Annotated in this window: 17 protein-coding genes; 13 read left to right on the plus strand and 4 right to left on the minus strand. The window is 72.8% G+C overall.

The genetic code is table 11. The features are described 5' to 3' along the window. Positions 1-407 precede the first annotated feature (407 nt). The 6 genes from topA to AB0B63_RS24890 all read left to right on the plus strand — a co-directional run bounded on the left by topA (position 408) and on the right by AB0B63_RS24890 (position 10,490). The gene (gene topA, locus AB0B63_RS24865; protein ID WP_357022771.1) at positions 408-3,251 is read left to right on the plus strand and encodes a type I DNA topoisomerase; all 2,844 of its coding nucleotides are present in this window, start codon (positions 408-410) and stop codon (positions 3,249-3,251) included. Positions 3,252-3,301: 50 nt separating this feature from the next. Next, positions 3,302-4,594: a CapA family protein gene (locus tag AB0B63_RS24870; protein ID WP_357022774.1), complete on the plus strand. Its 1,293-nt coding sequence runs from the start codon at positions 3,302-3,304 to the stop codon at positions 4,592-4,594. Between the two features lie 144 nt (positions 4,595-4,738). Next, the gene (locus tag AB0B63_RS24875) at positions 4,739-7,000 is read left to right on the plus strand and encodes a cache domain-containing protein (protein ID WP_357022777.1); all 2,262 of its coding nucleotides are present in this window, start codon (positions 4,739-4,741) and stop codon (positions 6,998-7,000) included. A gap of 1 nt (position 7,001) precedes the next feature. Beyond that, the gene (pgsB, locus tag AB0B63_RS24880) at positions 7,002-8,951 is read left to right on the plus strand and encodes a poly-gamma-glutamate synthase PgsB (RefSeq protein WP_357022780.1); all 1,950 of its coding nucleotides are present in this window, start codon (positions 7,002-7,004) and stop codon (positions 8,949-8,951) included. After that, positions 8,948-9,430, plus strand: a complete 483-nt coding sequence (locus tag AB0B63_RS24885; protein ID WP_208565561.1) for a poly-gamma-glutamate biosynthesis protein PgsC/CapC — start codon at positions 8,948-8,950, stop codon at positions 9,428-9,430. The genes pgsB and AB0B63_RS24885 overlap by 4 nt, the downstream gene beginning before the upstream one ends. 28 nt (positions 9,431-9,458) lie before the next feature. Then, positions 9,459-10,490 carry an NlpC/P60 family protein gene (locus AB0B63_RS24890; RefSeq protein WP_357022783.1) on the plus strand — a complete coding sequence of 344 codons (1,032 nt, stop codon included), beginning with the start codon at positions 9,459-9,461 and terminating at the stop codon, positions 10,488-10,490. Positions 10,491-10,554: 64 nt separating this feature from the next. On the opposite strand, the gene AB0B63_RS24895 is transcribed toward AB0B63_RS24890, so the two are convergent. Further along, complete coding sequence (locus AB0B63_RS24895) at positions 10,555-11,478, minus strand: hypothetical protein (protein WP_208565563.1); 924 nt, start codon at positions 11,476-11,478, stop codon at positions 10,555-10,557. Positions 11,479-11,535: 57 nt separating this feature from the next. After that, positions 11,536-12,843: a D-arabinono-1,4-lactone oxidase gene (locus AB0B63_RS24900; RefSeq protein WP_357022786.1), complete on the minus strand. Its 1,308-nt coding sequence runs from the start codon at positions 12,841-12,843 to the stop codon at positions 11,536-11,538. Between the two features lie 225 nt (positions 12,844-13,068). Between AB0B63_RS24900 and AB0B63_RS24905 the strand changes: the two genes are divergently transcribed. Next, on the plus strand, positions 13,069-13,644 hold the full coding sequence (locus AB0B63_RS24905) for a TetR/AcrR family transcriptional regulator (RefSeq protein WP_208565565.1): 576 nt from the start codon (positions 13,069-13,071) through the stop codon (positions 13,642-13,644). Between the two features lie 60 nt (positions 13,645-13,704). On the opposite strand, the gene AB0B63_RS24910 is transcribed toward AB0B63_RS24905, so the two are convergent. Then, entirely contained in the window at positions 13,705-14,913 is a 1,209-nt protein-coding gene (locus AB0B63_RS24910) for an amino acid deaminase/aldolase (protein WP_208565566.1), read from the minus strand. Between the two features lie 289 nt (positions 14,914-15,202). Between AB0B63_RS24910 and tmk the strand changes: the two genes are divergently transcribed. From tmk to ricT, 6 genes are all read left to right on the plus strand, one after another. Beyond that, positions 15,203-17,302, plus strand: a complete 2,100-nt coding sequence (tmk, locus tag AB0B63_RS24915) for a dTMP kinase (RefSeq protein ID WP_357022790.1) — start codon at positions 15,203-15,205, stop codon at positions 17,300-17,302. After that, positions 17,302-18,585, plus strand: coding sequence for a DNA polymerase III subunit delta' (locus AB0B63_RS24920; protein WP_208565568.1), 1,284 nt, complete (start codon positions 17,302-17,304; stop codon positions 18,583-18,585). The genes tmk and AB0B63_RS24920 overlap by 1 nt, the downstream gene beginning before the upstream one ends. A gap of 107 nt (positions 18,586-18,692) precedes the next feature. Beyond that, on the plus strand, positions 18,693-19,022 hold the full coding sequence (locus AB0B63_RS24925; protein WP_208565569.1) for a YbaB/EbfC family nucleoid-associated protein: 330 nt from the start codon (positions 18,693-18,695) through the stop codon (positions 19,020-19,022). Position 19,023: 1 nt separating this feature from the next. Further along, a complete protein-coding gene (locus AB0B63_RS24930) occupies positions 19,024-19,329 on the plus strand; it encodes a hypothetical protein (protein WP_208565570.1) in 306 nt (101 codons plus the stop codon). Then, complete coding sequence (locus AB0B63_RS24935; protein WP_208565571.1) at positions 19,329-19,988, plus strand: hypothetical protein; 660 nt, start codon at positions 19,329-19,331, stop codon at positions 19,986-19,988. Before AB0B63_RS24930 ends, AB0B63_RS24935 begins: the two co-directional genes overlap by 1 nt. An 81-nt stretch (positions 19,989-20,069) precedes the next feature. Then, a complete protein-coding gene (ricT, locus tag AB0B63_RS24940) occupies positions 20,070-20,930 on the plus strand; it encodes a regulatory iron-sulfur-containing complex subunit RicT (RefSeq protein WP_208565572.1) in 861 nt (286 codons plus the stop codon). Between the two features lie 45 nt (positions 20,931-20,975). On the opposite strand, the gene AB0B63_RS24945 is transcribed toward ricT, so the two are convergent. Beyond that, positions 20,976-21,344, minus strand: a complete 369-nt coding sequence (locus tag AB0B63_RS24945; RefSeq protein WP_208565573.1) for a VOC family protein — start codon at positions 21,342-21,344, stop codon at positions 20,976-20,978. Positions 21,345-21,365 lie beyond the last annotated feature (21 nt).

Consider the following 21,365-nt stretch of genomic DNA (forward strand, 5'->3'; position numbering starts at 1 on the left):
GTGGTGATCGACCCGACGGCGGTGAAGTTGCGCTGTCGGGACGCCCCGGATGCGGCACCATCGGCCTACCGGAGGCGGTGGTGCAGACTGGCCAAGTGTCCGATCATGGACAGTATCGCGGACAGTATGCTGGCCGTCTCACTCCGTGAGCAGCGGGATTCGCCCAGGTCGGGGGTCCGTCCCCGTCACCGTGGCCCACTTCCGGGCCTACCCACGGTGTACGGTGGCGCCGTCCGGCCGCTGCGGCCGGCGTGGCGTCGGTGGTGCCGCCGCGCGGACGTTGATTGCCGCCCCCGGGACCCGGAACCCGGGCGGCGCGTTACGTTGGACATCCGGACCAACCGTGGTCCGGCGGGCGCGACACGGCCCGAATCGGGCCTGGAGCAGGAGCGGAGTCGGGGAGAGACGTGCCGAGCAACGCTGGAACCACCCGTCTGGTCATCGTCGAGTCACCGGCGAAGGCCAAGACGATCTCGGGCTATCTCGGCCCGGGGTACGTCGTGGAGGCCAGCTTCGGCCACGTCCGGGACCTCCCCCGAAACGCCGCCGACGTGCCGGCCAAGTACAAGGGTGAGTCGTGGGCCCGCCTCGGGGTGGACGTCGACAACGGCTTCCACGCCCTCTACGTCGTCTCCGCCGACCGTAAGCAGCAGATCAACAAGCTGGTCAAGCTGGCCAAGGAGGTCGACGAGATCTTCCTGGCCACGGATGAGGACCGCGAGGGCGAGGCCATCGCCTGGCACCTGGTGGAGACCCTCAAGCCCAAGGTGCCGGTCAAGCGGATGGTCTTCCACGAGATCACCAAGCCGGCCATCCAGGCCGCGGTGGCCAACCCCCGGGAGATCGACCGGGACCTGGTCGACGCCCAGGAGGCCCGCCGCATCCTCGACCGGCTGTACGGCTACGAGGTCTCCCCGGTGCTGTGGAAGAAGGTCATGCCGAGGCTCTCGGCGGGCCGGGTGCAGTCCGTGGCGACCCGGATCGTGGTCGAGCGGGAACGCCAGCGGATGGCCTTCCGCACCGCGGAATACTGGGACATCCTCGCCACCCTGGCGGTGGCGAAGCCGGGCGAGGGCCCGCGCACCTTCAACGCCACCCTGGTCGCCCTCAACGGCGACCGGATCGCCACCGGCAAGGACTTCGAGCCGACCACCGGCCGGGTACGCCCCGGCGCGGGCGTGGTGCACCTCGACGAGAGCGGGGCGCGGGGCCTGGCGGCCCGGCTGGACGGGCGGCCGTTCACCGTCACCCGGGTCGAGGAGAAGCCCTACCGTCGTCGCCCCTACGCGCCGTTCATCACCTCCACCCTCCAGCAGGAGGCGGCCCGCAAGATGCGGTTCTCGTCGCAGCAGACGATGCGCACCGCGCAGCGGCTCTACGAGAACGGCTACATCACCTACATGCGTACCGACTCGGTGAACCTGTCGGAGACCGCCATCGCGGCGGCCCGCCGGCAGATCGTCGAGCTGTACGGCGAGCGCAGCGTGCCACCGGAGCCGCGCCGCTACACCGGCAAGGTGAAGAACGCCCAGGAGGCGCACGAGGCGATCCGCCCGGCGGGGGACAACTTCCGCACCCCGGGCGACGTGGCCAAGGAGCTGTCCGGCGAGGAGTTCAAGCTCTACGAGCTGATCTGGCGGCGCACCATCGCCTCGCAGATGACCGACGCGGTCGGCTCCAGCGTCTCGGTGCGCATCCGGGCGGTCTCCGCCGCGCAGGAGGAGGCGGACTTCGGGGCCACCGGCAAGACCATCACCGACCCGGGTTTCCTGCGGGCCTACGTCGAGTCCAGCGACGACGAGAACGCCGAGGCCGAGGACGCCGAGCGGCGGCTGCCCACCCTGGTCAAGGACCAGCCGTTGACCGCCGACGAGCTGGCCGCGCAGGGCCACCACACCCAGCCGCCGTCGCGCTACACCGAGGCGTCGCTGGTCAAGTCGCTGGAGGAGCTGGGCATCGGCCGCCCGTCGACGTACGCGTCGATCATGCAGACGATCCAGGACCGGGGCTACGTCACCAAGCGCGGCCAGGCGATGATCCCCACGTTCCTGGCGTTCGCGGTGATCGGTCTGATGGAACGGCACTACCCGCGCCTGATCGACTACGACTTCACCGCCAGCATGGAAAACGAGCTGGACGAGATCGCCGGGGGCGACCACGCCGCCGTCGACTTCCTCACCGCGTTCTACTTCGGCAGCAGCAACGGCACCGGTGACCAGGCCATCGCCCACGCGGGCGGGTTGAAGAAACTGGTCACCGAGGACCTCAGCGAGATCGACGCGCGCAGCGTCAACTCGATCCCGCTGCACACCGACGACGAGGGGCGTGAGGTCGTCGTGCGGGTGGGCCGGTTCGGGCCGTACCTGCAACGGGCCCTGCCCGGCGAGCAGCCGACGCCGAAGGCCGAGGGCGAGGAGGGCGGCAGCCAGGGCGACCGGGCGCCGATCCCGGAAGGGTTGGCCCCCGACGAGCTGACCCCGGAGAAGGTGCACGAGTTGTTCCTCGGCGGGGGCGGCGAGCGCAAGCTCGGCGACGACCCGGCCACCGGGGAACCGATCGTGCTCAAGTCCGGCCGGTTCGGCCCGTACGTCGCCAGCGGCGAGCGCAAGTCGTCGCTGCTGCGCACGCAGACCCCCGACTCGCTCACCCTCGACGAGGCGTTGAAGCTGCTCAGCCTGCCCCGGGTGATCGGGGTCGCCCCGGACGGCGGCGAGGTGGTCGCCAACAACGGCCGCTACGGTCCGTACGTCAAGCGTGGTGACGAGTTCCGCTCGCTGGACTCGGAAGACAAGATGTTCACCGTCACCCTCGACGAGGCGCTGGCCCTGCTGGCCGCCCCGAAGACCCGCCAGCGTCGGGCCGCCGCGCCTCCGCTGCGCGAGATGGGCGTCGACCCGCTGACCGAGAAGCCACTGGTGATCAAGGACGGCCGGTTCGGGCCGTACGTCACCGACGGTGAGTTCAACGCGTCGCTGCGGCGCGGGCAGACCCCGGAGGAACTGACCGTCGAGCAGGCGTCGGAGATGCTGGCCGAGAAGCGGGCGAAGGGCCCGGCCCCGAAGAAGGCGGCGGCGAAGAAGGCCCCCGCCAAGAAGGCGCCGGCCAAGAAGACCACGGCGGCGAAGAAGACGACGGCGGCCAAGGCCACGACCACCAAGGCCACCGCGACGAAGCAGGCCACGACGGCCAAGAAGACGCCGGCCCGCAAGGCTGCTCCCCGCAAGGCCACGGTGGCTGCCGACGGCGAGTGAGCCGCTGAAAGGGGCCTCACGTCCGGTGCGTGATGGCCTACTCTGTCGCGGTGTCCAAATCGGAGAGTGCGGGTGGCGGCCGGCCGCTGAAGGTGGCGGGCATCGTCGCCCTCGTCGGGACGGTGCTGGCCGGAGCGGGGCTGATCGTCTGGCGTACCAGCGGGACAGGGGGCGATTCGCCAGCTGACCCGCCGGGCATCGGTGCGGGTGCGCCGGTCGCCGAGGTCGGGCCGGTCACCACCCCGCCCGACCCGGCCGTACGCCAGGACTCCTCCGGGCGTCGGCTGTTCACCATCCTGGGCGCCGGTGACGTGCTGGTGCACCCGGAACTGACCCATCAGGCGGGCCGGGACGCCAAGCGTGTAGGGCGTTCCGGTGCGCTCGACTTCAACCCGTTGTTCCGGCACGCCCGCCCGACGGTCGAGGGTGCTGACCTGGCGATCTGTCACCTGGAAACCCCGCTGGCCAAGCCGGACGGGCCGTTCGTCGGCTTCCCGAAGTTCAGCGTCCCCCCGCAGGTGGTGGACGCGATCCGGGGCACCGGCTTCGATGCCTGCTCGACGGCGTCCAACCACAGCATCGACCAGGGCGAGGCGGGGGTCGTCCGTACCCTGGACGCGTTGGACGCGGCGAAGATCGGGCACACCGGCAGCGCGCGGACCAAGAAGGAGTCGCTCACCCCACGGATCTACACCAAGAACGGGGTACGGGTCGGGCACCTGGCCTACAGCCTGCACTTCAACGGGCTGCGACGGCCGGCGGGCAAGGAGTGGATCGCCAACCTCATCGAGCCGCCCAGGATCCTCGCGGCGGCGCGCAAGCTGCGTACGGCGGGTGCGGAGATCGTGGTGCTGAGTCTGCACTGGGGCACCGAGTACGAGAACCTGCCGGACGCCAAGCAGGAGGAGTGGTCGAAGCTGTTGATCGCGTCCCCGGACATCGATCTGATCCTGGGTCACCATGCCCACGTGGTGCAGCCGATCGAGAAGATCGGCCAGAAGTGGGTGGTCTTCGGGATGGGCAACCAGGTCGCCCGGCACGCGGAACCGATCCCCGCCAACCGGGAGGGCGTGATGGGGCGGTTCACCTTCACCGAGACGGCCAAGGGGAAGTGGCGGGTGACCCGGGCCGAGGCCGTTCCCACCTGGATCGATCTGAATCCGGACATCCGGTTGGTGGATCTGCCGACCGCGCTGGCGGATCCGACGACCCCGGCGCACCGCCGGGAGATCTACCGGGCTGCTGCCGCCCGCATCCGGGGCTACCTCTTGGCCCGTGGGGGCGAAGCGGATGGTCTTGAGGTTCTTGGCCCGCCCGGTGGTTCGGCCACGCCGAACGGGTAAATCACGCGGTTGAATATCCGATTCGCTCGATAGTTGGCGAATCGCGCCATCCGGCGGGCGGTGAGCGCTGTTAGCCTCGCACGCCGGCTGGTCCACGGGGAGGAACGGTTACATGGGTGACGACTGTCTACTGTGGGTGCGCGGATGAACCATCCGCCACCGCCGGTACGGGCGGGCCTCCACCGCCCCGGGGACGGGCAGGGAGAGTTGGCCCGTTGGCGTCTGATCAGCCTGGAGAAACAGCTTCCGCAGCCCCGGCTGCTGACCGGGGTCGGTACGCCGGCACTGGTGGCCGCCCTGCTGCTCACCCTGCTCGCCGTCTTCGCCTTCGCCTACCTGGGCCGCGACAGCGAGGCCGGCGTGCCCCGGGCCGTGACCGACTCGCAGCGGGACTTCGTCAGGGCGGTCGCCCGTGGCCTCGACAGCTCGGTCGCCCGTAGCCGGGAGGAGTTGGCCCGCACGGCAGGCGCCTACGACGCGCGGCCGGCCGGGGCGGCCACCCAACTCGCCGCACTCACCAGAGACCAGCCGAAGTGGCGGGGCGTCGGCGTCCTCGACGCGGGCGGAAAGTCCACTGTGGCTGCTGTCGGTCAACCGGTGGCGCTGCCCCCCGGCACCGCCGCCGGCCGGATCGCCCTGCCGGTGGTCGAGGGCAACGACCCCCGGCTGCTCCTGGTCGAGCCGCTGTCCGACGGGCGGTTGCTCGTCGCCGAGCTGAACCTGCACATCCGTACCCTCCGGCTGGACCCGAAGGCGAAGCAGGCCGTCCTGATCGCCGTACCCGGAGGTGGGCGGTCCCTCGTGCAGGGGGCACCCGTACCGGCCGATCCCGCGCTGGACGGGCTGATCACCGGGGCGGTGGGCGCGACGTCCGGGGGGTCCACCGCCACCCGCACCGGCGCACCGGCCGCCGGCCCGGCCGACCGGGACCCGACCGCGCCGATCGCCCCGGTGACCACCGCCGACGCCGTCGGCAAGGTCGGTGTCGTGGTGGTCTCCCTGGTGTACGTCCCGGTCACCGCCGCTGCGGTCACCCGGGAGCCCCTGCTGGCCGCGCTCGTCCTGCTGGTGGGTGCCGGTGCGGTGCTGCTGATCCTCCAGTTCGGACTGGTCCGGCCGATGCGGCTGCTCCTCGTCCACGCCAAGGCGGTGGCCTCGGGCAACCCCACGCAGGTGCCGCCGAGGACGGCGAACGCCCAGGTCAACCGGATCGCCTCGGCGTTCGGCACGCTCGCCGCCCAGCAGCACACGACCCCGGCGGGGCGCGGCCCGGACGACCCGACCGGCGGCGTACCGGCAGGTCTTGCGGTCGTCACGGCGGTCGTCGCGGTGCTGTTGGCCGCAGGCGGGATCCTGGCCACCCTCGCCCCCCACGAGGACGACCTCCCGGCCCAGGTGGTGCGGGACTCGGAGAACCAGGTCGCCGCCGTGGCCGGCGCGGTCGACGACACCCTGGACGGTGGCTACACCAAGCTCGCCCTGGTCGGCGCGGACAACCGCACCGCCGGCACCGGCCAGCTGCGCCGGGCGCTCGACCGCCTGCTCGACGACAACCGCAGGTTCCGCAGCGGCTACCTCGTGTCGGCGAACGGCGGTGTGGTCACCAGCGTGGGCCGGACCCCGCTGCGACCCGGTGGTCCGTTGCCGGGTGAGGGCGGTGTGGTGCTGCACGACGTGCAGGGCCGACTGCCGATCGTCTACGCGTACACGCAGCTGGCGGACGGGCGGTCGCTGGTCGCCGAGTTCGACGTGCGTTACCTGACCCGACTGTTGGAGCGGGTCGACGGGCGACTGCGGGTGGTCGACGTGGACCAGCGGGACATCCTGGATTCGGCCGGCTACCTCGCCTTCGAGCAGGTGTCCAGCCGGCAGGTGCGCACCGCGGCGGCGGAGGCGCTCAGCGGGAAGCCGTACGCCCGGGTGGCGGAGGTCGACGGTGACCGTGAGCTGTTGATCACCGCGCCGGTCGCGCTGGAGGGCTCGGCGGCGCACCTGGAGTGGACGGTGGTGGCCGAGCGCCCGGTCACCGACTACGCGCTGCCCGGCAACGAGATGCGTCAGGGCGCGCTCCTGGTCGCGGTCGTCGCGGCGGGCATCGGCCTGCTGCTGTTCAGCTGGTACTACTTCTTCCAACTCCGGCCGTTGCGCAACCTGGCCCGGGAGGCGGCGACGCTCGCCGGTGGGGACAGCAGCCGGGTGATCTCACCGCGCTGGCACGACGACATCGGCGCGGTGGCGGTCTGCCTGGAGGTGTGTCGTCAGGCGGCGGTCCACGGCGAGCAGCGGCTCGGGGGTGCGGCACGACTGCGCGGCACCGAGGGCATGCCCACGGCGATCATGACGAAGGTCCCGCCACGACGGAAGGCGGGTAGCCGTGGTGTCCGGTCGTCCCGCAGGGGTGACTGAGATGCTCTTCCTCTATCTGGTGTTTCTCCTCGCCTGCCTCGGATTGCTGGCGGGCGGCATCATCGAGCAGCGCAACCATCACCGCAGTCTGCACCGCATCCCCCAGCGGGTGCTCGTCAACGGCATCCGGGGCAAGAGCTCGATCACCCGGCTCACCGCCGGTGCGCTGCGTGGTGGCCGGCTGGTCGTGGTGGCCAAGACGACCGGCACGGCGGCCCGGTTCATCTTCCCGGACGCCAGCGAAGAGCCGGTCTACCGCAAGTTCGGCATCGCCAACGTGGTGGAGCAGATCGGCATCGTCCGCCGGGCCGCCGCCTACTACCCGGACGCGCTGGTCATCGAGTGCATGGCGGTCATGCCGCCGTTGCAGGAGCTGAACCAGACCAAGCTGATCCAGTCCACCATCGGCATCCTCTGCAACGTCCGGGAGGACCACCTCGCCGAGATGGGGCCGACCCTGGACGACGTGGCCCGTTCGCTGAGCCGGTCCATGCCGGTCGACGGGATCTGCGTCACCGCCGAGTCCGACCGGCTGCACATCCTGCAGGCGGAGGCGGACAAGCGGTCCTGCAAGCTGATCCCGGTCGACCCCGAATCGGTCACCGACGACGAGATGGCGGGCTTCACCTGGACCACGTTCAAGGAGAACGTGGCCATCGCCCTCAAGGTGGCCGAACTGCTCGGGGTGCCCCGGGAGGCCGCCCTGACCGGCATGTGGACGGCGCCCCCCGATCCGGGGGTGCTCAGCGTCGAGGAGTACCGCCGGGACGGCACGTCGCTGCGGTTCGCGAACATCTTCGCCGCCAACGACCCCGAGTCGACGTTCATGAACATCAAGCAGTTGCAGGAACAGGGGTCGATCCCCCGACCACTGCACGTGCTGATCAACTGTCGGCCGGACCGGGTGGAGCGGAACGGCCAGATGGGCGCGCTGGTCTCCCGGATCGACCCGGACAAGGTCGTCCTGATCGGTGAGCCGACCCGGAGCGCCCGCGTCAAGATCGAGGAGAGCTGGCAGGGTCGGGTGGTCGACCTGGGCGGTCGGATCGGGGCCGGGGAACTGCTCGACGGGGTGCTCGGCAGCATCGACGGGTTCGCCTCGGTGCTGGCGATCGGCAACATCCACGGTCAGGGCGAGATCCTGCTCGCACAGCTCAGCCGCCTGGACCGTCCCGTATCCGAGGAGCCGCCTACTCGTGCGGTGCCGCCGGGTCCGCCTACTCGTGCGGTGCCGCCGGGTCCGCCTACTCGTGCGGTGCCGCCGGGTCCACCTACCCGTGCGGTGCCGCCGGGGCCGGCTGTGCGTGCGGTGCCGCCGGGTCCACCTGCCCATGCGGTGCCGCCGGGGCCGGCTGCCCGTGTGGTGCCGCCGGGTCCGCCTGCTCGTGTCGTGCCGCCGGGTCCGGGTGTTCGGCCAGTCGGCGAGGCCCCTGCCCGTCGGTACGGCGCACCGGGGGGCGACTCGCCGCCCGGACCGGCCTCCGGTGCCTCCCGGCGGCCGGCGGCGACGTACGGCAACCCTCCCGCGCCCCCCGCGCCTCCCGCGCCCCCTGTGCCCCTCGCGCCCCCGGCGCCGTGGCCCGGCCCCCCGACGGCCCGACCGTACGACGGGCCGCAACGCCCCGGCGTGCCCGCCCCCGGGCGTCCGGACCGGTACGCCGCGCTCGCCCCCGAGCAGTTGGACCGGTACGCCGCGCTCGCCCCCGAGCAGTTGGACCGGTACCACGCCCAGTCTCCGGGCCAGCGGGACCCGTTCGGCCTGGTGGAGCAGGAGCCGCCGACCCGGCACGGCCGGCCGGTGGGCGGGCCCCCGGAGCAGGCCCCGGTGGACCACGATCCGCACCGGGGCCGGAGCCGCCGACCCCCGGCCGACGGCACCGCTGCGACACCCCCCGATCCCGATCCGCAGTCGTCGCATCGACGGCCGTCCGTCTACCGGAGTTCCTCATGATCAACGGAGAGCTGACGCCCGAGCTGTCCACGCTCTGCCTGGGCGTCGGGCTGGTCCTCGCGCTGGCCTGCTACCTCACCACCAATCTCTCCCCCGGTGGCATGATCACGCCGGGTTGGCTGGCGCTGGCCCTGGTCGAGGAGTACCGCCAGGTGCTGGTGATCGTCGCGATGACCGGGGTGACCTGGGGACTCACCCGGGTCATGCAGCGGGTGGTCATCCTTTACGGCAAGCGGCTGTTCGCGGCGATCGTGCTGCTCAGCGTGCTGCTCCAGACCACCCTCTTCCTGGTCATCCAGCAGGACTTCCCGCTGCTGTTCTCGCACCAGACCCTCGGCTTCGTGGCACCTGGCCTGATCGCCTACCAGCTGGTCCGTCAACCGCCGCTGGCGACGATCCTGGCCACCGGGGCGGTCTCCGTGGGTTCGTACCTGATCATCTTCAGTGGCATCCTGGCCGGCCTGGTGCCGGTGAGTTGAGCCGAGACTACGGAAGCAGGCATCCCCCGTGTCACAGAGCAGGAACGGGATCTGGGCGACGCTGGCCGTCGTCCTGATCGCCGCAGGTGTGATCGTCGTCGTGGCGCTCCGCCCCGACCGGTCCGCGTCGACCGCCCCGCCGGGCAGCGCGGCCGGCCCGGGCGCGGCGTCGGTCGCGTCCGCCGAGCTGACCTTCACCCGGCTGGGCAAACCGTCGCGGACCCAGGTCCGCGACGCCGCCGGGCGGGTGCTGGCGGTGTTCACCGACAAGGCCCGCACGGTACGCGTCGCCGGCCCCGAGCGGACCTTCACCGAGCCCCGCTTCACCAAGTCGTCGGTGACCACCGACGCCTGGATCCGGCTCGCCCCGACCCCCTGGAAGGCCGGTGAGGAGAAGGCGGCATGGTTCCGGCCCTGGCTGGACAAGGCGGTGGGGGACGACAGCCCGGACGCCCTCGCCATCGCGATGGACTACCTGGACGACGCGCCCGCCCGCAAGGACGCCAAGGGCCGCCAGTTCGCCGGTGACGCCTCCTTCGGCCCGCTCTCGGCGGCGGACCCGGACGGTCGTGCCGAGAACTCCGACTTCTACGACTACCTCGGTGTGGAGTGGGACTTCCCGGACGGCAAGCACGAGCGGCCGGCCAAGGACCACTTCCGCAGCCTGGACTGCTCGGGTTTCATCCGGATGGTCTACGGCTACCGGATGAAGTACCCGTTGCGGGGCACCAACACCAAGGGTGCCGGACTGCCCCGCCGGGCGTACGCGATGGCCGGTTTCGGCCCCGGCGCGCTGCTGATCCCGAACACCGGTCGGGCGGCCCGGGACTACGGCGTCCTCCAGGAGGGTGACCTGGTCTTCTTCAACCACGGGGCGAACGCCGGCCCGAGCATCGAGCACTCCGGCATCTATCTCGGTGTCGACGATGCCGGTCACCACCGGTTCTTCTCCAGCCGGGTCAAGGCGGACGGTCCGACGTTCGGTGACTTCGGTGGTGAGTCGCTGCTGGACGGGCCGGGCTACTGGTCGGGCCGGTTCCTGTCCGCACGCCGGGTCTGACCCCGGCCGGGCCGGCAACGCGGGGGTGGCGTGGTCGGGTGCCGGGGCTGCGGGTCGGTGGGTGTCAGCGGCGGGGAAGGTCGGCGGCCACCAGTGCCGCCACCAGGTCCGCCCGACGGTCCTCGGCACGGCGTACCGCCCAGGTGATCTCCAGATGGACGAAGACCGCGCCCTGCTTGCGGGCCGCCTCGGCCTGGGTGTTGGTGGTGCCCTCCAACTCACCGCACCTGCTGGTCCAGGCCCGGCAGGCGACGAAGCCGGCGGTGTCCAGCGCGTCGGCCGTGCGGCGCAGGGCGGGGGTGGAGCGCTTCTGCCCGTTGGAGACCACCATCTCCTCGCCGGGGAGGCTCTGCTCGGCGAAGCCGTGCAGTTGGATCTGGTTGATCCGGTTGCGGGCGAACCGCTCACTGGCCAGTTGGAACAGGCCCTGGGAGTTGTGCGCCGCGTCCGCCCGCCCGTCGCCGGCCCGGCGGTGTGCGCCGGCGACCAGCATGATGCTGCCCGGCGTCGCCCGGAACAGCCGCAGTCCGATGTCCTCCGTGTGCAGGTCCGAGTTGGGGTGGGGCACCTCGACGGCGAGCCGTACCGGCTGGGACAGGTCCACCATGATCAGGCCCCAGGGCCGCTCCGCGCCGGCCCCGGTGACGAACAGCGCGTAGTCGCGCCCGGTCTGCGGATCGCGGCCCCGGCTGGCGGTGAAGCCCAGCTCGGCCAGCAGCCCGCTCGCCTCCGGCAGCCCCGACTGGTCCCCGGTCACCAACAGTGTCACCGCCCGACGGGCCGTCTGCCGTTCCGTCGGGTCCGGGTCGCGGTAGGGATCGGTCGGCTTGAGCCGGCTGACGAAGTCGGTCACCACCGTGTCCGGGGCCGCCGGGGCGGGCGGGGCGGCGGTGGGCTCGTCGGGTGGCTCGCCACACGCGACGAGCCACAGCGACAGGGCCGCGCAGCACGCCAGGAGACCGTTACGGCGGGTGGAGATTCGGGGCATCGCAGGCAGGCTACCGTGCCGTTCCCGCCGTCGTCGTCACCCCTGGCGGCGGGTGGGTCACTCGCCGAGAATGTGGTCGAGGTGGGGGTTGGTGAGGACCCGGCCGGGGTCGAGTCGGGCGCGGAGGTCCTGGAAGTCGGCGAACCTCGGGTACGCGGTCGCCAGGGACGCCGCGTCCCGGTAGTGCAGCTTGCCCCAGTGGGGTCGGCCGCCCAGCCCGGCAGCGACCTCCTCGAAGGCCCGGAAGTAGGGCTCGTACGGCATGCCGACGTACTGGTGGACGGCGAGGTAGGCCGAGTCACGCCCGTAGCCGTGGGACAGCCAGATGTCGTCGGCGGCGGTGAACCGCACCTCGACCGGGAAGAGCACCTTGAACGGCAGCCGGTCGACGATGCGGCGCAGCTCCGCCAGCGCCTGCGGCAGGGCGGCGCGCGGGATGCCGTACTCCATCTCGACGAAGCGGACCCGGCGCGGGGTGCAGAAGACGGTGTCGGAGCGGCCGGTGTAGGTGCGCTCGGTCAGTGCCCGCGCGGACACCGCGCTGATGGTGGGGACCAGTGGCGGCACGGCGCGGCCCAGCCGGCAGGCCCCGGCGAAGACCGTGTTGGCGAGGAGTTCGTCGTCCAGCCAGCCCCGCCAGCGCGGCAGCGGCCGGTCGTCGGCCGGCACCCGGTCGTTGGTCTTGAGCTGCACCCGGTCGGTGTACGGGAACCAGTAGAACTCGACGTGGTCGTGCCGGCCGATGAGACCGGACAGGTCGCCCAGCACCTCGTCGAGCGGGGCGGGGCGTTCGTGTGCGCGCAGGGTGAACGCGTCGACGCAGCGCAGGGTGACCTCGGCGAGCACGCCGAGCGCTCCCAGGCCGACCCGGGCCGCGGCGAAGATCTCCGGGTGTTCCCCGGCCGAGCAGCGCAGCACCTCGCCGGTGCCGGTGACCAGGGTGAGCGCCTCGACGAAGGTGGACAGGCAGCCGTACGCGGCACCGGTGCCGTGGGTGCCGGTGGAGATCGCCCCGGCGATGGTCTGCGCGTCGATGTCGCCCAGGTTGGGCATGGCCAGGCCGTGCCCGGCGAGCAGCGCGTTGAGCGCCCGCAGGGTGGTCCCGGCGGGGACGGTGACCAGTCGGGCCGCCCGGTCGACCCGGATCTCGGTCCGCAGGGCGGACAGCTCCATCCGCCGCCCGTCGGACACGGCGATGGGGGTGAACGAGTGGCCGCTGCCGACCACTCTGATCCGCTCACCTGCGCCCGCCACGTCCAGGACCGCCTCGGCTATGTCCTCGACGGTGGTAGGGCGCAGGATGGCGGTGGCGACGCTGTGTTGGTTGCCCGCCCAGTTGGACCAGGCGGTGGCGGTACCGGCCATCGGCGCTCCTCGACATGAATGTGAACTGCCTTCATATCAGGAACGTTGTGCCTGGTAAATACCGCAATCGAGGTCCGCTCGTTGTACCGGTAGTCACGGTCTCGTGACATGTGGATATGTTCTTCCGTCGAAGGGGGGTGGCGTCGAGTGTCCACACCAGCCGCCACGACCGGGCCGCTGCGCCGCGTTCCGGTGCAGGGTCGAAGTGTCGCGCGCGTCCAACGGATGTTGGACGCCTGTGCCGAACTCGTCGACGAGGTGGGGTACGAGGGGTTGACCACCACGTTGCTCGCCGAGCGGGCCGAGGTGGCGATCGGGTCGGTCTACCAGTTCTTCCCGGACAAGCGGGCGATCGTGCAGGCGTTGACCCTGCGCACCATGGAGTCCTACCTCCAGCGCCTCGACGAACGGTTCGCCTCCGACGACCTGACCCACTGGTGGGACGGCGTCGACGCGGGCATCGACGAGTACATCTCGATGCACCGCACCGTCCCGGGGTTCCGCACCCTGCACTTCGGCGACGTCGTCGACCTGCACCTGCTCGACGAGCAGCGGGACAACAACGGCGTGATCGCCGACCAGTTGGCCCGGGTGCTCACCGAACGGTTCGGCATGGTCGACGAGCCGCGCCTGCGGTTCTGCCTGGAGATCGCCGTCGAGGCCGCGGACGCCCTGATCAAGCTGGCGTTCCGCCGCAAGCAGGAGGGCGACGAGCGGGTCCTGGCCGAGGCCAAGGCGCTCATCCGCGAATACCTGCACCGGCACGTCGAGGCCCCCACCCCGCCCGTCGCCCAGCCCTGACCGCCCCCGCCCGCCGCGGACCGGGGAACGGCCCGGCGTCGGGCGAGGGGCGCGCGACGGTCAGAGGAAGGCGTGGCCCTCCCCCCGGTAGGTGGGCACCGTGTCGACGACCGTGTCGCCGTCGACCAGGTGCAGCTCGTTGACCCGCTCGCAGAGTTCACCCGCCTTGGCGTGCCGGAACCACACCCGGTCGCCGATCCGCAGCGCGGCTGCGGCGGCACCGGTCAGCGGGGTCTGTACCTCGCCCGCGCCCTCGCTGCCGACCAGCGCCAGCCCGGCCGGCAGCCACGGCCGGGGCAGCCGGCTCGTGGCGGCGGGTCCGGAGGCGATCCAGCCCCCGCCCAGCACGGTGGCGATCTCCGGCGTCGGCCGGCGGACCACCGTGCAGGCGAAGAACGCCGCCGGGGTCGGCCGCCAGGCCCGGTAGGCGTCGAACAGCGTGGGCCCGTACAGCCCCGATCCGGCGGTGACCTCGGTGACCGCGGGGTCGGCGCTGGTGGCGGCCACGCTGCCGGTGCCGCCGCCGTTGACGAACTCCAGGTCGGCGTGTTCCCGGACGGCGGCGACCGCCGCACCCCGGCGGGCCAGCAGCTCCCGGTACGAGCCGCGCTGGGCGATCCGGATCGCGGCGCTGAGCGCGGCCTGTCCGGGCGGGGCGTCCCCGAGGCCGGCGATCTGTGCCTCGTACGACATCAGGCCGACCAGCCGGAAGCCGGGTCGGCGGGCGACGGCGGCGGCCAGCGCGCCGGCCGCCCGGGCGCTGTGCACCGGCGAGCGGCGTACTCCGACGTGCACCCGCCCGCGCAGCGGTCGCCAGGAGGCGTCCAGGTCGAGGCAGACCCGCAGCTCGGGGCGGCTGCCCGGTGGGCACACCCCGTCGATCAGGTCCAGTTGCTCGGTGCTGTCGATCATGAGGGTGACCGCCGCGACGAGCTGCGGGTCGGCGGCCAGTTCGGTGAGCGCCCCCCGGTCGGCGCTCGGGTACGCCACCAGCGCGTCGTCGGTGACACCGGAGCGGACCAGCCAGTTCGCCTCGGGAACGGTGAACGCCATCACACCGGACCAGCCGGGTTGCCGCAGCGCCCGGGTGAGCAGGTCGCGGGCCCGGATCGACTTGCTGGCGGCGCGGACCGGTTTGCCCGCGCTGCGGGCGGCCAGCGCGGCGGCGTTGGCGTCGTAGGCGGTGAGGTCCACCACGGCGTAGGGCGGGTCGAGGTGGGCGGTCGCCTTGTCGAGGCGTTCGCGCAGGGTGTCGCTGTCGATGGCCACGAATGCACGCTAACTGTCCGGACGGCAATGCGAAATACCCTCACGTCCTACCGGGCTGCGGTCGGTGGCGTTCGCGGCCTAGGCTCGGCGAGCAGGAGAATGTCGCCGGTGGGGAGGCCCCCACCGGGTCTAGAGTGTTCCACCGGGACTGCCCAGCGTTGGGCCGGCACGTGGAGGTACGGCCATCGAAAGCCAGCAGCACGGCGAGTCGTCCGGCGCGTCGTCATCCGGCCCACCGCCCGGCGGCACCGCCCCGACCGACCGGTCCGGGGCGGCGGCGATCCGTTCCGTGCTGCGCATCAGGCCGTTCCGGCGGCTCTGGATCGTCCTCGGCGCGGCCTCCTTCGGTGACTGGTTCGGCCTGCTGGCCACCTCGGTCTTCGCCGCCTCGCAGGTGCAGGGCAGCACTGCGAAGGGTGCCGCGTTCGGTGGGGTGATCGCGATCCGGCTGCTCCCGGCGCTGGTGCTCGGGCCGGTGGCCGGCGTGCTCGCCGACCGGTTCGACAGGCGCTGGACGATGGTCATCTGCGACCTGCTGCGGTTCGTGCTCTTCGCCTCGATCCCGACGGTGGCGCTCGCCGGCGTCAGCGGCGCACTGGTGGTGCTGTGGGCGACCATCGCCACCTTCCTGATCGAGTCGGTCACCCTGCTGTGGATTCCGGCCAAGGAGGCGGCGGTCCCCAACCTGATCCCGCGTGCCCGGCTGGAAGCGGCCAACCAGCTCACCCTGATCACCACGTACGGCCTCACCCCGATCCTCGCGGCGCTGGTGGCCGCAGGACTCGACCGCAGCGTCCGTGCGGTCGCCGGCGGCGATCTCGGCTGGGCCGAGCCGGCCCAGCTCGCCCTCTGGTTCAACGCCTTCTCCCGGCTGGCCACCGCGCTGGTGGTGGCCTTCGGCATCAAGGAGATCAGCCAGGCCCAGGCCCGGGAGCGGGGTGAGCGCGCCGAGCAGGGCATGTTCAGCCAGTTCACCGAGGGCTGGAAGTTCATCGGCCAGACCCCGCTGGTCCGGGGCCTGGTGCTGGGGATCTTCGGCGCGTTCGCCGGCGGCGGCATCGTGATCGGCACCGCCAAGTTCTTCGCCGCCTCGCTGGGCGCCGGCGACGCCGCCTTCTACATGCTCTTCGGCGCGATCTTCATCGGGCTGGCGGTCGGCATCGGGCTCGGCCCGATGATCGTGCGGGACATGTCCCGCCGCCGCTGGTTCGGCATGAGCATCGTGCTGGCCAGCGCGTCCGTGCTGGTGCTGGCCTTCGCCATCCACCTGTCGATGGCCATCCTCGGCGCGATCATGGTCGGCGCGGGCGCCGGCATGGCCTTCCTCGCCGGCACCACGCTGCTCGGCGGCGAGGTCGCCGACGAGGTACGCGGCCGGGTCTTCGCCGTGGTGCAGATCGGCACCCGGCTGGTGCTGATCCTGGCCATCGCGCTGAGCAGCCTGCTGGTCGGGGTCGGCGGCTCACGCCAGCTGACCATCGCCGACCTCGGCATCTCGGTCTCGTCCACCCGACTGCTGCTGCTCGCCGCCGGCCTGGCCGGCATCTTCGCCGGGATCAGCGCGTTCGGCCAGATGGACGACAAGAAGGGCGTGCCGGTCCTGGCCGACCTGTGGGGTTCGATGCGCGGCCGGCCACTGATGCCGGCCGAGCCGTTCGTCTCCAACGGGCTCTTCGTGGTCTTCGAGGGCGGCGAGGGGGCCGGCAAGTCCACCCAGCTGGAAACGCTCGCCACCCGCCTGCGTGAGCAGGGCCGCGACGTGGTGGTGACCCGCGAGCCGGGGGCCACGGCCGTGGGTGAGCGGATCCGGGCCCTGGTGCTGGAGGACTCCGGCGCGGACGCCCCGTCCCCGCGCGCCGAGGCGCTGCTGTACGCCGCCGACCGGGCCCACCACGTCGCCACCGTGGTCCGACCCGCCCTGATCCGGGGTGCGGTGGTGATCAGCGACCGGTACGTCGACTCGTCCCTGGCCTACCAGGGCGCCGGTCGTACGCTGCCGGTCGACGAGGTCTCCTGGCTCTCCTCGTGGGCCACCGGCGGGCTCAAGCCCGACCTGGTGGTGCTGCTCGACGTCGATCCGCGCACCGGCCTGTCCCGGGCGGCCGCCCGCAACCGGGGGACCGACCGGCTGGAGGCGGAGTCGGTCGCCTTCCACGAGCGGGTCCGTTACGCCTTCCTCGACCTCGCGGCCAACGACCCGAAGCGTTACCTGGTGCTCGACGGGGCCCGCCCGGTCGACGAGATCGCCCGCCTGGTCGCCCGCCGGGTGCAGGAGCTGCTGGTGGACCCGGCCGGCATCGTGCACCCCCGCCCGGCGCACGGGCCGGACACCTCGGTGCAGCCCGAGTTATCCGACTCTGAGCTGGTGGGGATGGAGCACCGCACCTGATGTCGGACGTCTTCGCCGACCTGGTCGGTCAGGCCGACGCGGTCGACACCCTGCGCCGGGCCGCCGCGTCGGCCGCCGCCGTGCTGCGCACCGCCCACCTGCCCACCCCCACCGGTGACCCGGACGACGACCTGGCCGCCCTGGCCGAGGCCGACGAGGGGGCCACCGCCGGGGGGACCCCCCCGCCCGTCGACCCGGCGGCCGGGATGACCCACGCCTGGATCTTCACCGGCCCGCCCGGCTCGGGTCGGTCGGTGGCCGCCCGCGCCTTCGCCGCCGCCCTCCAGTGCGTGCACGGCACCGGCTGCGGCAGCTGCCCCGGCTGCCACACCACGCTCACCGGCACCCACGCCGACGTCCGGCTGGTGGCCCCCGAGGGGCTCTCCATCGGCGTCGGCGAGATGCGTGCCCTGGTGCTGCGGGCGGCGAGCACCCCGTCCGGCGGGCGTTGGCAGGTGGTGATCATCGAGGACGCCGACCGGCTCACCGAGGCGGCCGGCAACGCGCTGCTCAAGGCGGTCGAGGAGCCACCGCCCCGCACGGTCTTCCTGCTCTGCGCCCCGTCCACCCACCCGGAGGACGTCTCGGTGACGATCCGGTCGCGCTGTCGGGTCGTACCGCTGCGGCAGCCCTCGGCGGCGGCGGTCGCCGAGGTGCTGGTCCGGCGGGACGGCGTCACGCCCGACGTGGCGCAGTGGGCCGCCGCTGCCGCGCAGGGGCACGTGGGGCGGGCCCGACGGTTGGCCCGCGATCCCGAGGCACGCCAGCGCCGGGACGCGGTGCTGGCGGTGCCGCGCCGGCTGACCGGGGTGGGCACCGCGCTCGACGCGGCGTCGGCGCTGATCGAGGCGGCCGAGGCGGAGGCGGCGGCTTCGGTGGCGGAATCCGACGCGGCCGAGCGGGCCGCGTTGCAGACCGCGCTGGGCGCGGGCGGCACCGGCCGGGGTGCGGCGGGCGCGACCCGTGGCTCCGCCGGCCAGCTCAAGGACCTGGAGAAGCGGCAGAAGTCCCGGGCCACCCGGGCCCAGCGGGACGCCCTGGACCGGGCCCTGGTGGACCTGGCCGGTTTCTACCGGGACGCGCTCACCTCGGCGTTGCGCGCGCCGGTCGCCCCGGTGCACACCGACACCGCGACGTTGGCTGAGGCGGGCGGGCAGAAATGGGCCCCCGAGGGCTCGCTGCGCCGGTTGGAGGCGGTGCTGGAGTGCCGGGCGGCGATCGAGGCGAACGTGAAACCCCGCATCGCCGTGGAGGCGATGATGCTCTCCCTCTGGCGCGGCTGACCCCCGTTTCCGCCCATCGACACGTGTTGACGGGGTGCGGTACGGTCCCGGTGGGCCGCGGTGATCGTGGTGGCACGCAGGGTGAGGTCTACCTGGGGGGAGATCGGATGCCGCGCGGCGAGATCGACGAGGCGTGGATCGAGGAGGCGGTGCGGCGGTACCGCCGGATCGAGTCCCTCCAGGCCGAGTTCGACCGGGCGGTCGACACCGTCGAGGTGACCGTCCGCTCGCCCGACGGGCTGGTCGAGGTGGTGGTGACCGCCGGGGGCCGGATCACCGACGTGCGTTTCCTCGGGCCGCTGCACACCCGCCACCCCCGGGACGTGGCCGGTTCGGTGCAGGCCGCCGTGACGGCCGCCGCCGACGCCGCCCAGTGGGCCCGGGAGAAGCTGCACAACGAGACCTTCACCGCCTACCGCCCGCTCGCGGGGGCCTGAGGTGGACGCCCTGCGCGCCCTCGCCGCCCGCCTCGACGAGGCCAGCGCCACCCTCGCCGCGCTCTCCCGCACGGTCACGGTGAGTGACCCGCCGCATCCGGCGTTCGGTGCGCACGCCGCCGGTCGCCCCGGTGAGGTCGGACGGGCCCTGCACCGGCAGTGGACCGCCGCCACCGACGGCCGGGCCCGCGAGGCGGGTGCCGCCGCCGCCCGGTTGGCCGCCGCCGCGTCGGCCGTGCGCAGCGCCGCCGACCGCTACGCCACCGCCGACGACGCCGCCCGCCGCCGGCTGGGCGGGGAGGCGTGATGGACCCGCTGGACCGCCTCGCCGAGCCGGGCCTCGACCTGCTCGCCCGGGTCGACACGCTGCTCGCCGCCGGGGCCCCCGAGGGGCACCCCGTCTGGCCGTTGCTGCGCCGGATGCAGCTGCTGCCGGGGGAGGCCCTGCGCGCCTTCCTCGACCTGCACCCCGCGCCGTTGGCGACCGCCGGCCACGCCGTGCGCCGGCTCATTCGGGGGTACGACGACGCGTGCGCCGCCCTCACCGACCCGGGGATCTGGTCCGGCCCGGCCGGGTCGTCCTACGACGAGGCCCGTACCGCCCTGCTGCGCCACCTGGACGAGGGGCCGGAGAGCCTGGTGGGCCGGTTGGAGTCCACCGCCGGTTACGCCGACGCGTTGGCCGACTGGGTGGAGGGCAGCCGGTTGGCGGTGGCCCGGGTGCTGGCCGAGGTGCTCGGCTCCACCGAGGCGGTCCGGGTCCGGGCGGCGACCGCCTCCGGTGCCGGGCCCGCCGTCGGGTCCGGGGCGGCGGCCGAGATCGCCACCCGGGTGCTCGCGGTGCTCGGGGTGGCCTACGACGGGGCGGAGACGCTGCTGCGCCAGTGGTCACCCAGCCTGGCCGAGTCGACCTGGCGGTCGACCGGCGGTCCGTCGTACCACGGCGGCCCGCTGCGGATCGGCTGACCGTGACCGGGTCGACTCCCCGGCGGGATGCCCGCCCGCCGCACCCGACCGGGTCCCGCCGATCCGTCGTAGGCTGATGTCATGGGCATGCTCTGCGCGGTCAGCTTCAACCGGTACGGGCGGCTCTACTACCTCGACCCGGGGGAGTTCCGTCCGCAGGTCGGTGACCGGGTGCTCGTCCCCACCGACGACGGCCCCGAGGTCGCGGAGTGCGTCTGGGCGGCGCAGTGGGTCACCGAGGAGACCGACGGTTTCCCGAAGCTGGCCGGGCTGGCCGGTGACGACGACCTGCGCCGTGACGAGTTGCTGCGGCGGCGTAAGGCCGAGGCGAAGGTGGCGGCGAAGCGGCTGATCCGGGAGCACGGCCTGCCGATGAAGGTGGTCGCGGTGGACCACGTCCTCGCCGCCACCGAGGGCACCGGGGACCGGACGACGGTCTACTTCACCGCCCCGCACCGGGTGGACTTCCGCTCCCTGGTCCGGGACCTGGGTGCGACCCTGCACTGCCGGGTGGAGCTGCGGCAGCTCTCCGCCCGTGACTCCGCCCGGGTGCAGGGTGGCATCGGCTCCTGCGGCCGGGACCTGTGCTGCGCCACCTTCCTCAACGACTTCGAGCCGGTGACCATCCGGATGGCCAAGGACCAGGACCTCCCGTTGAACCCGCTGCGGATCTCCGGGGCCTGTGGCCGGCTGATGTGCTGCCTGAAGTACGAGCACCCGCTCTATGCCAAGTTCACCGAGTCCGCCCCGGCGGTCGGCAGCCGGGTCACCACACCCGAGGGGGAGGGCCGGGTGGTCGGCCACAGCGTCCCCCGGGACGCGGTGACCGTCCGGCTGGACGCCGACGGCTCGCGCTCCATGTGTTCCCGTGCCGACGTCTGCGGGTCCCGCAGCGCCTACGAGAGCCGTGACCTGTCCGGCCCGGAGGCGGCGACGCGCTGATCGACGTGACCCGGTTGGCGGAGTCGTTCGTCTGCCGCCGGCACCTCAGGCGCGGTCGTGCAGGGTGACCTGGTAGCCGTCGGGGTCGGCGAAGGTGAACGTCCGGCCGAAGGGGCCGTCGACCGGTGCGGAGACGATGGTGTGCCCGTCGGTGACGAGCGCGTCGTGGATGGCCTGCACGTCCGTGGCGTGTAGCCAGATCGCGGCACCGATGCCGGGCTGGGCGACGGAGTCGAGATCGGTGCCGGTGACGACGTCACGCAGGGCGAACGCGATCGGCCTGGTCGCGAAGACGACGGCGTGCGGGGGCCCGGCCGGCGAGCGGACGAGGCCGAGGTAGCGCTCGTAGAACGCCTGGGAGGCGGCGAGGTCGCGGGCCTGGAGCGAGATGAAGTCGGGGCCGGTGACGGGCATGGTGGTTCTCCTTCTTTCATG

Origin of the sequence: Micromonospora sp. NPDC049081, assembly GCF_040648835.1 — a bacterium.
GTDB classification, from domain to species: Bacteria; Actinomycetota; Actinomycetes; order Mycobacteriales; family Micromonosporaceae; genus Micromonospora; species Micromonospora antibiotica.

What these genes read in the sequence shown, in the direction of transcription:
- AB0B63_RS24935 (WP_208565571.1), top strand. Translation starts at nt 19,329, where the DNA reads ATGGACCCGCTGGACCGCCTCGCCGAGCCGGGCCTCGACCTGCTCGCC.
- AB0B63_RS24900 (WP_357022786.1), bottom strand. Translation starts at nt 12,843, where the DNA reads ATGGCCGGTACCGCCACCGCCTGGTCCAACTGGGCGGGCAACCAACAC.
- AB0B63_RS24945 (WP_208565573.1), bottom strand. Translation starts at nt 21,344, where the DNA reads ATGCCCGTCACCGGCCCCGACTTCATCTCGCTCCAGGCCCGCGACCTC.
- AB0B63_RS24875 (WP_357022777.1), top strand. Translation starts at nt 4,739, where the DNA reads ATGAACCATCCGCCACCGCCGGTACGGGCGGGCCTCCACCGCCCCGGG.
- AB0B63_RS24905 (WP_208565565.1), top strand. Translation starts at nt 13,069, where the DNA reads ATGTTGGACGCCTGTGCCGAACTCGTCGACGAGGTGGGGTACGAGGGG.
- AB0B63_RS24920 (WP_208565568.1), top strand. Translation starts at nt 17,302, where the DNA reads ATGTCGGACGTCTTCGCCGACCTGGTCGGTCAGGCCGACGCGGTCGAC.
- pgsB (WP_357022780.1), top strand. Translation starts at nt 7,002, where the DNA reads ATGCTCTTCCTCTATCTGGTGTTTCTCCTCGCCTGCCTCGGATTGCTG.
- AB0B63_RS24885 (WP_208565561.1), top strand. Translation starts at nt 8,948, where the DNA reads ATGATCAACGGAGAGCTGACGCCCGAGCTGTCCACGCTCTGCCTGGGC.
- AB0B63_RS24925 (WP_208565569.1), top strand. Translation starts at nt 18,693, where the DNA reads ATGCCGCGCGGCGAGATCGACGAGGCGTGGATCGAGGAGGCGGTGCGG.
- AB0B63_RS24895 (WP_208565563.1), bottom strand. Translation starts at nt 11,478, where the DNA reads ATGCCCCGAATCTCCACCCGCCGTAACGGTCTCCTGGCGTGCTGCGCG.
- ricT (WP_208565572.1), top strand. Translation starts at nt 20,070, where the DNA reads ATGGGCATGCTCTGCGCGGTCAGCTTCAACCGGTACGGGCGGCTCTAC.